General features: G+C 69.4%; 13 protein-coding genes. 1 reads left to right on the top strand and 12 read right to left on the bottom strand.

From position 1 onward, the window contains the following. Position 1: 1 nt before the first annotated feature. From fliQ to fliF, 12 genes are all read right to left on the bottom strand, one after another. Positions 2-271 carry a flagellar biosynthesis protein FliQ gene (gene fliQ / locus I7X39_RS03125; protein WP_198109513.1) on the bottom strand — a complete coding sequence of 90 codons (270 nt, stop codon included), beginning with the start codon at positions 269-271 and terminating at the stop codon, positions 2-4. Between the two features lie 10 nt (positions 272-281). Continuing rightward, positions 282-1,028 carry a flagellar type III secretion system pore protein FliP gene (gene fliP / locus I7X39_RS03120; RefSeq protein ID WP_198109512.1) on the bottom strand — a complete coding sequence of 249 codons (747 nt, stop codon included), beginning with the start codon at positions 1,026-1,028 and terminating at the stop codon, positions 282-284. Then, complete coding sequence (locus tag I7X39_RS03115) at positions 1,025-1,360, bottom strand: FliO/MopB family protein (RefSeq protein ID WP_198109511.1); 336 nt, start codon at positions 1,358-1,360, stop codon at positions 1,025-1,027. Before I7X39_RS03115 ends, fliP begins: the two co-directional genes overlap by 4 nt. 85 nt (positions 1,361-1,445) lie before the next feature. After that, entirely contained in the window at positions 1,446-1,895 is a 450-nt protein-coding gene (gene fliN, locus I7X39_RS03110; protein ID WP_198109510.1) for a flagellar motor switch protein FliN, read from the bottom strand. After that, positions 1,885-2,889: a flagellar motor switch protein FliM gene (gene fliM, locus I7X39_RS03105; RefSeq protein ID WP_198109509.1), complete on the bottom strand. Its 1,005-nt coding sequence runs from the start codon at positions 2,887-2,889 to the stop codon at positions 1,885-1,887. The genes fliN and fliM overlap by 11 nt, the downstream gene beginning before the upstream one ends. Before the next feature lie 12 nt (positions 2,890-2,901). Beyond that, on the bottom strand, positions 2,902-3,510 hold the full coding sequence (locus I7X39_RS03100; RefSeq protein ID WP_198109508.1) for a flagellar basal body-associated FliL family protein: 609 nt from the start codon (positions 3,508-3,510) through the stop codon (positions 2,902-2,904). Between the two features lie 92 nt (positions 3,511-3,602). Further along, positions 3,603-5,249 carry a flagellar hook-length control protein FliK gene (locus I7X39_RS03095; protein ID WP_198109507.1) on the bottom strand — a complete coding sequence of 549 codons (1,647 nt, stop codon included), beginning with the start codon at positions 5,247-5,249 and terminating at the stop codon, positions 3,603-3,605. Between the two features lie 16 nt (positions 5,250-5,265). After that, entirely contained in the window at positions 5,266-5,709 is a 444-nt protein-coding gene (gene fliJ, locus I7X39_RS03090; protein ID WP_198109506.1) for a flagellar export protein FliJ, read from the bottom strand. Positions 5,710-5,716: 7 nt separating this feature from the next. Beyond that, the gene (gene fliI / locus I7X39_RS03085; RefSeq protein ID WP_198109505.1) at positions 5,717-7,129 is read right to left on the bottom strand and encodes a flagellar protein export ATPase FliI; all 1,413 of its coding nucleotides are present in this window, start codon (positions 7,127-7,129) and stop codon (positions 5,717-5,719) included. Beyond that, positions 7,126-7,884: a FliH/SctL family protein gene (locus I7X39_RS03080; RefSeq protein WP_198109504.1), complete on the bottom strand. Its 759-nt coding sequence runs from the start codon at positions 7,882-7,884 to the stop codon at positions 7,126-7,128. The genes fliI and I7X39_RS03080 overlap by 4 nt, the downstream gene beginning before the upstream one ends. A 36-nt stretch (positions 7,885-7,920) precedes the next feature. Next, the gene (fliG, locus tag I7X39_RS03075; protein WP_198109503.1) at positions 7,921-8,916 is read right to left on the bottom strand and encodes a flagellar motor switch protein FliG; all 996 of its coding nucleotides are present in this window, start codon (positions 8,914-8,916) and stop codon (positions 7,921-7,923) included. Positions 8,917-8,925: 9 nt separating this feature from the next. Further along, a complete protein-coding gene (gene fliF / locus I7X39_RS03070) occupies positions 8,926-10,623 on the bottom strand; it encodes a flagellar basal-body MS-ring/collar protein FliF (protein WP_198109502.1) in 1,698 nt (565 codons plus the stop codon). 111 nt (positions 10,624-10,734) lie between these two features. Between fliF and fliE the strand changes: the two genes are divergently transcribed. Beyond that, a complete protein-coding gene (fliE, locus tag I7X39_RS03065; RefSeq protein ID WP_375140730.1) occupies positions 10,735-11,055 on the top strand; it encodes a flagellar hook-basal body complex protein FliE in 321 nt (106 codons plus the stop codon). The last annotated feature ends 75 nt before the right edge of the window (positions 11,056-11,130 follow it).

The following is an 11,130-nucleotide window of genomic DNA, read 5'->3' as shown; positions in this document are numbered from 1 at the left end:
ACTACCCGATGGCCGTTGGAATGGACTGCAGCACGCGCTGGATGTACTCCACCAGCGTGCTCAGCATCCAGGGCCCGGCGATGGCCAGCGTGGCAATGGCGGCCAGCATCTTGGGCACGAAAGAGAGCGTGGCCTCGTTGATCTGCGTGGCCGCCTGCAGCACCGAGATGACGACGCCGACCACCAGCACCACGATCAGGATCGGCGCGGCCACGATCATCAGCATCCACAGCGCCTGCTGGCCGACGGTGAAGACTTGTTGGGCATCCATGGCGGCTCCGCTAGGTGTTGAAGGAGGCGGCCAGCGAGCCGATCAGCAGGTTCCAGCCATCGGCCAGCACGAAGAGCATCAGCTTGAAGGGCAGGGCCACCAGCACCGGCGACAGCATCATCATCCCCAGGCTCATCAGCACGCTGGCGACGATCATGTCGATCACCAGGAAGGGGATGAAGATCAGGAAGCCAATCTGAAAGGCGGTCTTGAGCTCGCTCGTCACGAAGGCCGGCACCAGCACCGAGAACGGCACCTGCTCGGGCTTGATGGACGGATCCACCTTGCCCAGGCGCGAGAACAGCGCCAGGTCGCTCTGGCGGGTCTGCTTGAGCATGAAGCCGCGCATCGGCGCTTGTGCCTTGTCGAGCGCCTCCGGGAAGGCGATCTGGCCGGTGGAGTAGGGCAGCCAGGCCTCGTTGTAGACGCGGTCCAGCGTCGGGCTCATGACGAAGAAGGTCAGGAACAGCGACAGACCGATGATGACCTGATTGGGCGGCGCACTCTGCGTGCCCAGGGCCTGACGCATCAGCGATAGCACGATGGCGATGCGGGTGAAGCCCGTCATCATCAGGATCACCGCGGGCAGGAAGCCCAGGGCGGTGAAGAACAGCAGGGTCTGGATGGGGACCGAGTAGCTGGTGCTGCCGGCCCCCTGGCCGACGAGCAGCGGCAGATTGCCGCCCGGCGTGGCGGTCTGGGCCAGCGCCAGGCCGCTGGCCAGCAGGGCGCCCAGCACGAACAGGCCGCGCTTCATGACTTGGGCAGGCGTGCGCGCGCCAGCAGGGCAGCAAAGCTGGGGGCCGGGGCGGCCACCGCGGCCGGGCACTCACCCGGCTGCAGCTCCTGCAGGAACTGGATGTTCTGGGCCGTCACGCCCAGCAGCAGGTGGCGGCGTGCCTCGCCCTCGCCCAGCGCCACGGTGATCAGGCGCTGGTTCGGGCCCAGAAAGGTGCTGCCCACCACGCGCACGCCGCCCTGGGCGTTCAGGCCCTGCAGCGGCGAGCGCTTGAGCAGCCAGAGCGCGAGCGGGATCAGGGCCAGGACGGCCAGGAACCACAGCGCCGGAACGAAAGAGGAAGAACCCATGTCGGCGATTCTTCGCGGGCCTGGAGGCCCGCAATCGCCGGGAATGGGGAGGGAAGCGCCCGTTGATCGGGCGTTTGCGCGGAACTCAGGCCTTGGACAGCCGGCGCATGCGTTCGCTGGGGGTGACGATGTCGGTCAGGCGGATGCCGAACTTGTCGTTCACCACCACCACCTCGCCCTGGGCGATCAGATAGCCGTTCACCAGCACGTCCATCGGCTCGCCGGCCAGTGCGTCCAGCTCCACCACGGATCCTTGAGCCAGCTGCAGGATGTTCTTGATCGGGATGCGCGTGCGGCCCAGTTCAACCGTCAGCTGGACCGGGATGTCCAGGATCATGTTGATGTCGTTGCCGGTGCTGGGCAGCGAGGTGGGCGCAAAGTTGTTGAAGGCCGCTGGCGCCACCTGCTCGGCCGGCGTCTGCACCTCTTCGGCCACGGCCGCGCCGCCGCCCCCTGCCTCCGCCAGGGCCGCAGCCCATTCGGCCGCCAGGGCGTCCTGGTCGTCGCCGCCAGTTGAAGGATCGTCAGGTGTCATGGCGTGCTCCCAACCAGGATTGGGTGGACCCGGTCAGCATTTCGTGGATCTTGATCGCGTAGCGGTTGTTGCTGGTGCCGTACTGGCAGTCGAACACCGGTACCCCATCGACCTTGGCCTTGATCATGGGCTCCAGGTCCAGTTCGATGAAATCGCCGGGTTTCAGCGCGAGCAGCTGCTCGATGGTGGCCGGGGCGGTGCCCAGCTCCGCCACCAGTTCCACCTCGGCGGCCTGGATCTGCGTCTTCAGCAGGTTGATCCAGCGCCGGTCGGGTTCGGAGGAGTCGCCCTGCGTGGTGCTGTAGAGCACGTCGCGGATCGGCTCCAGCGTGGAGTAGGGGATGCAGAAGTAGATCGTGCCGGTGGTCTCGCCCACTTCCAGCGTGAAGCTGCTGGACACGACGATCTCGCTCGGCGTGGCGATGGTGGCGAACTGCGGCTGCATCTCGCTGCGTTGGTATTCCAGCTCCAGCGGGTAGATGCCGCGCCAGGCCTTGTGGTACTCGGCGCAGATCACTTCCACCAGGCGCGTGATGACGCGCTGCTCGGTTGGGGAAAAATCACGGCCCTCGATGCGTGCGTGGAACTTGCCGACGCCGCCGAACAGGGAGTCGATGACGGCGAACACCAGGGTCGGGTCGCAAACGATCAGGCCGTTGCCGCGCAGCGGCTTGACCGACATGATGTTGAAGTTCGTCGGGACGACGATCTCGCGCAGAAAGTGGCTGTACTTCTGCACCTTGATACCGCCGATGGCGACTTCCGGGCTCTTGCGGATGAAGTTGAACAGGCCGACGCGGATGTTGCGGGCGAAGCGCTCGTTGATGATTTCCATCGTGGGCATGCGCCCACGCACGATGCGTTCCTGGCTCGCGAGGTTGTACTCACGTATGCCACCTTCCGCGACTTCCTCTTCCTCGAGCTTCTGGCTTTCGCCGGTGATGCCCTGGAGGAGTGCGTCGACTTCGTCTTGCGACAGGATCTGCTGGTTCATATCAGCTCCTGTTCACTGCACGATGAACTGCGAGAACAGCACGTTCGTCACCGGCAGATTGGGTTCGGCCTTCTTCTTTTTCTTCTTCTTTTTCTTCGGCGTGTCGGTCTCTTCGTCGGGCGGGGCTTCCTCTTCGAGCTCCACCTCGATGCCCAGGGGGCGCAGCGCTTCGCGCTGGATTTCCTTCTGCAGCCGCTCCTTGCCTTCCTTGGTCAGCAAGTCGGCCGCGCTCTTGTGCGCCAGCACCATCAGCACGCCCGAGCGGATGCTGGGCATGTAGTTCTTGAGCTCGTCGGCGGTCTTCTGATCCACCACCTCCAGGCTGACGGCGACCTGGGCGTAGCGGTCCACTTCCTTGTCCGTCAGGTTGACGGTGAAGGGTTCGACCGGCAGGTAGACCGGCGGCGTGCCCGACTTGGCCTTGGGCTTGGCCTTTTCCACCTGGGCGGTGATGTCTTCCTCGGCACCATCCTCTTCCGCGGCGGTGTGCTTCTTCTTGAGCAGCAGCAGGGCCGCGGCCGCACCGACGAGCACGACCACCAGCCCGATCACGATGATCATGATCAGCTTCTTCTTGCTGCCGGCGGCAGGGGCGGCAGCTTCGGGCGCGGCGGTGGCCATGCAATCTCCTGGTGACTTCGGCGGGCAGGGTGACCCACCATTCCATTATTGGCAGTGCAGCTGGGGGCGAAAGCTCCAATCAGGCGTGGGTTTCAGGCGTAAAGGTCCAAAAGTCCGCGCGAGGCGGGTTTGCGGGGCTGCGGGGTGTTGGGGCTGGAGGGCTCGCCGGCCCAGGGGCTGGCGGCGCGCGGGCGACCTTCGCCGCGGCCGTCCTGGCCCTGGGCCGCGGCGCCCTGGGCGGAATCACGGCCGCTGCCGGTGTGCACATCGGCGCGGCCCAGGCTCAGGCCTTCGCCCTTGAGCGCCTGGTTCAGCTCGGCCACGCCGGCCTGCAGGGCCTCGCGGGTTTGGCTGTGCTCCACCACGAACTGCACCTGCGCCTGCTGACCTTCCAGCAGGATGCGCACCTGCACCGGCCCCAGTTCGGCCGGGTTGAGGTTCAGCTGCGCCTGCTGCACGCCCTCGCGCACCCACACGGCCACCTGGGCCCCCAGCTCCTGCGCAAAGCCGGCTTGGCCGGGCGCGTGGCGCAGATAGGCCGAGCCGACCGGACTGCCACCGCTGAGCGGCAAGGCGGGGCTGCCGGCTGGTGCGCCGCCGGCCTGCGGCGGCAGGGTGTTGATGCCCGGCTCGGCGCGCGGCGCCTGGCCTTCGGCCGCGGCAGGGTGCTGCAGGCCGGCGGCCGCCACCGTGGCGCTGGCCTCGGGCGGCACGGCCGCGGCGGCGCTAGGGGCCAGGGCGGGGGGCTCCGGCGGCGTGGGCGGCGTGTCGGGGGCGGCTGCTGTCTGCGGCGGCGTGGCGTTGCTCAGCTCCAGCGGGGCGGCTTCGTGCTCGCTTTCCCGCTCGGTCTTGATGGGCAGCTCAGCGCCCGGGGCGGACTTGGCCCCTGCCGCCGGCTTGGCGCCGGGTGGGCCCTCCTCGGCTGCAGCAGGGGCGGCCGTCACCTGGGGGTTGGTGGCCGCGTGCAGGGCGGCGCGTACGCCGGTGGCGGCGGTGGCGGCGGGCCGAACGGCCTCGGGGCCATCGGTGGTCTGTTCCCCGGCGGGTCGGATCTGCGGCGCCACGGATTCGGCCAGGCTGTGCGCCACCTGGGTCTGGCCGGGGTTCGAGGCCTGCTCGGGCGGGGTGGCTGCTGCGCTCTCTGCCGCTTCCGGTGCAGGCTCCTGCTGGGGGGGCGCCAGCAGGGCGGCGATGGCCTCCTGCACGCTGGCCGCTTCGGCACTGGCCGGGTCTTCCTCCGGGGCCGCAGGCGTGGCCGTGCCCTCGGCGATGCTGGCCGTGGTGTCGCTGGCGGGTGCGGCGGTGGCGGTCGAAGCGGCCGGCGTGCCGGCCTTGGCTTCCGCGGCGCCGCCGCCCGGTTTGGTGGCCGCTTTTGGCTTGCGCAGCGCAGCGGCCGGCTCGGCGGCGCGCTGGGGTTCGGGGCTGCGCTCGGCAGCGGGTTCGCGCTCGGCGCGCGGCGTGTCGCGTTCCTGCGCGCGGGCGGGTTCGGGGGCGCGGGCCACCGGGGTGCTGGGGGCGTTCGGTGTGCCGGCGGCTTGCGCCCTGCATCCGGTTTCGCGTTCGGCTGCTGGCCGGGGCGGCTCTGCGCGGCGCTCCAGCCCGGGCGGGGCTTCGTTCGGGGCTTGCAGTTGCAGCGCCAGCAGATTGGCAAAGCCCGCGCCGGCGCGGCCGGGCTCGGCGGCCGGGGCGGGCTGGGGGCGCAGGTCCTGCGTGTGCAGGCTCAGGGCGGGCGTGGGCATGGGCGGTCTCTCGGTTTCAGGCCTTGGGCAGGCGCGCGCTGCGCGCGGCCCATTCGTCGTTCAGCTTCTGTTCCTGGCGGTGCGCCTTCTGCAAGGCCTCGGCCTGGCGGCGCTCAATGAGCTTGCGCAGCGCGGCCACGCGCAGCTCGCGCTCCTGCAGCTCGGTGCGCTGGGCCTGCCAGCGCGCCTCCAGCACCTGGATCAACTGGCCTTGCTGGCCGATGGCTTCGCGCAGGCGGCCGCCGTAGTTCTGGTAGCACTGCAGGGTCTCGATGCCCAGGCCGCTGCGGGCCTGGCCCTGCCAGCGCTGGTGGTACTCGCCCTGGTAGTTCTGCAGATCGTCGGCCTGGGCCTGGGCGCGGGCCAGGCGGGTCTGCGCCTCGCTGGCGGCGGCCAGGGCCTCGTCGCGCGCGCGCTCGGCCTGTTCGAGCAGCAGGGTGAGAGTGTCCAGGCCGGCCATAACGGTCTCAGTTGCTCAACACCTGGCCCAGCTGGGCCAAGGCCTGGCCAAGCGTGGCGGGCGCATGCATGTCCTGCTGCAACAGGCGGCTCATCTCGCCATGCAGGCGCACGGCGGCGTCCAGGTCGGGGTCGTGGCCGGGGGCGTAGGCGCCGAGCTGGATTAGGTCGCGCGCCTTGTTGAATTTGGCGAGCAGCTGGCGGAAGCGGCGCGCCTGCTCGATGTGCTGCTGCGGCGCCACCGCCGGCATGACGCGGCTGATCGAGCGCTCGACATCGATGGCGGGGTAATGGCCGGCCTCGGCCAGCTCGCGGCTGAGCACGATGTGGCCGTCCAGGATGCCGCGTGCGGCGTCGGCGATCGGATCTTGCTGGTCGTCGCCCTCGCTCAGCACCGTGTAGAAGGCGGTGATGCTGCCGCCGCCGGGCATGCCGTTGCCGCTGCGCTCCACCAGCTGGGGCAGCTTGGCAAAGCAGGAGGGCGGGTAGCCCTTGGTGGCAGGCGGCTCGCCGATGGCCAGGGCGATTTCGCGCTGCGCCTGGGCGTAGCGGGTCAGGCTGTCCATCAGCAGCAGCACATGCTGGCCGCGGTCGCGGAAATGCTCGGCAATTGCGGTGGCGTAGGCCGCACCCTGCATGCGCACCAGCGGCGGGGCATCGGCGGGGGCGGCTACCACCACCGAGCGCGCCAGGCCCTCCTGCTCCAGGATGTCCTCGATGAACTCCTTGACCTCGCGGCCACGTTCGCCGATCAGGCCGACGACGATGACGTCGGCCGCGGTGTAGCGCGCCATCATGCCCAGCAGCACCGACTTGCCCACGCCGGTGCCGGCGAACAGGCCGATGCGCTGGCCGCGGCCCACCGTCAGCAGGGCGTTGATGGCGCGCACGCCGGTGTCCAGCGGGGTGCGCACCGGGTCGCGGTCCATCGCATTGATCGGTCGGCGCACCATCGGTTCGCGGCTCACCTCGTGCAGCGGGCCCAGGCGGTCGAGCGGGTGGCCGTGGGCGTCCACCACGCGGCCCAGCAGGCCGGGGCCCATGGGCAGGTGCAGGCCGCGGTCGGCGTCGCGCCGCCAGGGGTGGCGGGCTTCGCCCAGGCGCGGCGGGCGTGGCGGGGTGTTGCGCGGGCGCACGCGGGCCCCGCTGGCCAGGCCGTGCAGCTCGTCGGTGGGCATCAGGAAGGCGCGGTCGCCGCTGAAGCCCACCACCTCGGCGCGTGCGGGGCGGTCGCCGGGGCGGGAATCGGGCATCTGGATCTCGCACAGCGAACCGACCGGCACCTGCACCCCGCTGGCTTCCAGCACCAGGCCGGCCACGCGCGTGAGCTTGCCCGCGGGCTCAAAGGCCAGGGGCTCGGCCGCGTGGCGCTGCAGTTCGCCAAGGAACTGGCCCCAGCGTTCGGTGCGCGGGGTGTTCATGTTTCCTCAACCAGATCGTCGCCCGCCTCGGGCGCTTGCCACTCGCTGCGCGAACCCAGTTGTGCCGCGGCCTGACGCCAGCGCTGGGCCACCAGGGCGTCCACGCTGGCGATGTCGGATTCAACCCGGCAGCCGCCGCGCTCCAGGCTGGCGTCGGGCATCAGCTGGGCGCCGCGCGCCTTCAGGGTGTCGGCCGCGCCGGCCTGCACCAGGGGCAGGTCCTCGGGGTGGACGAACACACGCACATGGCGGGCGCTCAGCATCAGGGCCTCGATGGCGTCGTGCGCCACCTTGGCGATGTGCTCGGGGTGCTGGCGCAGTTCCTCGCGCACCACCTGCTTGGCCAACTCCACGGCGGTGTGCGTCAGGGCCTCGGCCATGCGCTGCTCCAGCTCCTGGAAGGCGGCGTCAAAGCTTTCCACCAGGGCACCGAGCTGGCGGGCCACCTGGCGGGCATGGTTCTGCTTGAAGGCATCGGCGCTGGCCTGGCCGTCGCGCAGGCCGTCCTGGTAGCCGGCCTGGCGGGCCATGGCGAGCAGCTCGCGCGGGTCCGGTGGCGGCGGGGGCGGCGGCATCGGCTCCGCCTTGGGCGGTGGGGCGCTGACCGGCGGCCGGGCCGTGGGCGCGCCACCCAGCGAGTCGGGCTTCCAGACCTGGGCGCCTTCCAGCTCCTCGCGCGGGATGAAGCGCCCATAGCTGGGCTTGGCCGCCGTGCCCTGCGGCGGCGGAACGTTGCGGACCGTCTTGGCGTTCATAGAGCCGAAGGATGACATGGGGCGGCCGCGCGTGGTTTACAGGAATTGGTCGTCCCCGCCGGTGGCGAGCACGATCTGGCCCTCGTCCACCAGGCGGCGGACGATCTTGAGCATTTCCTTCTGCTCGGCTTCCACTTCCGACAGGCGCACCGGTCCGCGCGACTCCAGGTCCTCGCGCAGGGTCTCGGCGGCGCGCGTGGACATGTTGCGGAAGATCTTTTCGCGCAGCTCGGGGTTGGCGCCCTTGAGGGCCAGCACCAGCGACTCGCTCTGCACTTCCTTGAGCAGGGACTGGATGCCCTTGTCGTCGATCTTCTCCAGGTCGTCGAAGGTGAACATGTTGTCCATCACCTTCTGCGCCAGCTCGGAATCCAGCTCGCGGATGTAGTCCAGCGCCGAGGCTTCGGTGGCGCTGCCCATCATGTTGATGATCTCGGCCGCGGCCTTCACGCCGCCCAGGCTCGACTTCTTCATGCGGTCGCCGCCAGCCAGGATCTGGCTCATCACCTCGTTCAGGTCTTTCAGCGCGGTGGGCTGCACGCCGTCCAGCGTGGCGATGCGGATCAGCACCTCGTTGCGTTGGCGCTCTGTCCAGAGCTTGAGCACCGAGCTGACCTGGTCGAAATCCAGATGCGCCAGGATGGCGGCGACGATCTGCGGGTGTTCGTTGCGCAGCAGCTCGGCCACCGAGGCCGGGTCCATCCACTTCAGGCTCTCGATCGAGGAGACGTCGCTGCCCTGCAAGATGCGGTCGAGCAGCAGGTTGGCCTTGTCCTCGCCGAGTGCCTTGCGCAGCACCTGGCGCACGTACTCGTCGGTGTCCGACACCAGCATGCTCTGCGTGCCGGCGATCTTGTCGAACTTTTCCAGCACGTCCTCGACACGCGTGCGCGGCACCACCTTGAGCTTGGCGATGGTCTCGCCGAGCTTTTGCACTTCCTTGGGCTGCAGGTGCTTGAAGACCTCGGAGGCTTCTTCCTCGCCCAGGGTCATCAGCAAGATGGCTGCGTCCTCTACGCCTTTGTCGTCCATGGCGGGTCCTTAAATCGTGGGTTCTTCGCCGTTGATCCAGGCGCGCACGATGTTCGCCACCGCCAGCGGGTTGTCCTTGGCCAGTTCGCGGGCACGCTGCAGCTTGGTCTGGTCCAGCGGCGCTTCCAGGCGTGGCAGAACCTCCTCCGGCGCCGGCAGGGCCGCCTGATCCCCCACCACCTCGGAGAGCGTGGCCCCGGGCTTGCCGGTCGGGCCCTTGGTGTCTTCCGCGGCCGGGTAGGCGGCACGCAGGGCCGGGCGCACCATGCCGAAGACCACGATCAGGGCCACCAGTACCAGGGCCATCGGCACGGCGCCAAAGCTGAACAGTTCGCGCACCACGGGCTTTTCCCAGATTGGCACGTCAACGGTCTCAACCTTGGGCTGCACGAAGGGGGTGCTGACGACCTGCAGGGTGTCGCCCCGCTGCTCGACGAAGCCGATCGCTTCGCGCACCACCGCATTGATGCGATCGATCTCGGCCTGCGGCAGTGCCTCGGTGGTGGTCTTGCCTTTGGCGTCGGTCTTGCTGCGGTGGTTCAGCACCACGGCCGCGGCCAGGCGCTTGACGGTGCCGGTGGCATTGCGCACCACGCGCACGGTCTTGTCCACCTCGTACTGGCGCACTTCATCGCGGCGGGTGCTGCCCGTGCCGGTGCCACCGGCGGCCTGCAGCGGTGCTGAGGCGCCGTTCACCGGGGCCGTGGCCGGTACCGGCGGCTGATTGCTCACCGCGCCGGGGATGCCGGTGGGCGGCGCGGTGGCCGTGTTGCTGCTCTCGTTCAGCGTGTGGCTGCGCAGGGTTTGCTGGGCGTTGTTGCCCTGGTTGGGGGCGAAGGCCTCGCTGGTCTGCTCGCTCTGCGAGAAATCGAGGTCGGCCGTCACCGTGGTGCGCAGGTTCTCGCGCCCCACCATGGGTTCGAGCAGGGCTTCGATGCGGCGCGTCAGCGTGGCTTCGAGGTTCTGCTTGTAGAGCTGCTGCTGGGCATCGAGGCCCAGGCCGCTGGCTTCGTCCTCGTTGTTGGAGAGCAGCTTGCCGGTCTGGTCCAGCACGCTCACGGCGCGCGGGTTCAGCTCGGGCACCGAGGCTGAGACCAGGTGCACGATGCCGGCGATCTGCGCGCGGTCCAGCATGCGGCCGCCGCGCAGCTGCAGCATCACCGAGGCCGAGGGCTTCTGCTGCTCGCGGAAGAAGCCGGTCTGCTGCGGAATGGCCAGGTGCACGCGCGCGTCGGACACATCGGCCAGGGCGGTGATGGTGCGTGTCAGCTCGCCTTCCAGCGCGCGCTGGAAGTTCAGGCGCTCGTTGAACTGGGTCTGACCGATCGAGGGCTTGTCCAGCAGTTCGAAACCGACCAGGCTGCCCTTGGGCAGGCCCTGGCTGGCCAGCTTCATGCGCACGTCGTACACCTGGCTGGCTGGCACCAGGATCGTGCCGCCGGGCTCGCTCTTGTAGGGCACCTGCATCTGCGCCAGCTGGGCGATGACGGCGCCGCCGTCCTTGTCGGCCAAGCCGGTGAAGAGCGGGCGGTAGTCGGAACTGCCGGTGCGCGAACTCAGCAGCAGCAACACGACCACGAGCAGCAGCAGACCGAGCCCCAGGCCGATCTGGTTGCGGCGGGGCAGCTGCTGCAGGCGTTGCGTGAAGCTGGGCGGGCCAGCGGGCACGACGTCGGCAGGTGGGGGGGCAGCGAGGGCGGACTCCATGGCGGCCGATTATTTGGACGCGCTCCCTCAAGTAGGCGCCGATCAGGCCGATAAAGCCAGCCCTTATGCCGGCTTGGCGGCGGCTGGCGCGCGCCTAAGCTGCCGCCCATCATGAATCCGGTGCAGCTCAAGCCCTTCGACTTCGCCAGTGCCGTGGCGCGTGCGGGCATGAACCTGCCGGCCGCGCAGACCGGCAAGGCGGTCGAGGCTGGCAACTTTGCCGACGCAATGAGCCAGGCCCTCAAGGCCGTCAGCCAGCAGCAGCTGCAGGCCCAGGGCCTGCAGCGCGAGCTTCAGCTGGACAACCCGACCGTCAGCCTGGAAGAGACCATGGTCTCGATGCAGAAGGCGCAGGTGGGCTTCCAGGCCGTGATGCAGGTGCGCAATCGGCTGGTGTCGGCGTACTCCGACATCATGAACATGCAGATCTAAGACCCCCCCGAGGGCGCCAAGGGCCCGCCTTGCAGGCCGCGCCCTCGCAGAGCTCGGGCCCTTCGCTCGGCGTCG

Source organism: Inhella proteolytica, from assembly GCF_016093275.1.
Lineage (GTDB): Bacteria > Pseudomonadota > Gammaproteobacteria > Burkholderiales > Burkholderiaceae_C > Inhella > Inhella proteolytica.
This window is presented reverse-complemented; position numbering and strand designations above follow the sequence as displayed.

Bases quoted from the DNA above. Each gene is read 5' to 3' on its own strand.
- I7X39_RS03100 (WP_198109508.1), bottom strand. From the start codon at position 3,510: ATGGCCACCGCCGCGCCCGAAGCTGCCGCCCCTGCCGCCGGCAGCAAG.
- fliI (WP_198109505.1), bottom strand. From the start codon at position 7,129: ATGAACACCCCGCGCACCGAACGCTGGGGCCAGTTCCTTGGCGAACTG.
- fliG (WP_198109503.1), bottom strand. From the start codon at position 8,916: ATGGACGACAAAGGCGTAGAGGACGCAGCCATCTTGCTGATGACCCTG.
- fliN (WP_198109510.1), bottom strand. From the start codon at position 1,895: ATGACACCTGACGATCCTTCAACTGGCGGCGACGACCAGGACGCCCTG.
- fliP (WP_198109512.1), bottom strand. From the start codon at position 1,028: ATGAAGCGCGGCCTGTTCGTGCTGGGCGCCCTGCTGGCCAGCGGCCTG.
- I7X39_RS03115 (WP_198109511.1), bottom strand. From the start codon at position 1,360: ATGGGTTCTTCCTCTTTCGTTCCGGCGCTGTGGTTCCTGGCCGTCCTG.
- I7X39_RS03095 (WP_198109507.1), bottom strand. From the start codon at position 5,249: ATGCCCACGCCCGCCCTGAGCCTGCACACGCAGGACCTGCGCCCCCAG.
- fliE (WP_375140730.1), top strand. From the start codon at position 10,735: ATGAATCCGGTGCAGCTCAAGCCCTTCGACTTCGCCAGTGCCGTGGCG.
- fliF (WP_198109502.1), bottom strand. From the start codon at position 10,623: ATGGAGTCCGCCCTCGCTGCCCCCCCACCTGCCGACGTCGTGCCCGCT.
- I7X39_RS03080 (WP_198109504.1), bottom strand. From the start codon at position 7,884: ATGAACGCCAAGACGGTCCGCAACGTTCCGCCGCCGCAGGGCACGGCG.
- fliJ (WP_198109506.1), bottom strand. From the start codon at position 5,709: ATGGCCGGCCTGGACACTCTCACCCTGCTGCTCGAACAGGCCGAGCGC.
- fliM (WP_198109509.1), bottom strand. From the start codon at position 2,889: ATGAACCAGCAGATCCTGTCGCAAGACGAAGTCGACGCACTCCTCCAG.
- fliQ (WP_198109513.1), bottom strand. From the start codon at position 271: ATGGATGCCCAACAAGTCTTCACCGTCGGCCAGCAGGCGCTGTGGATG.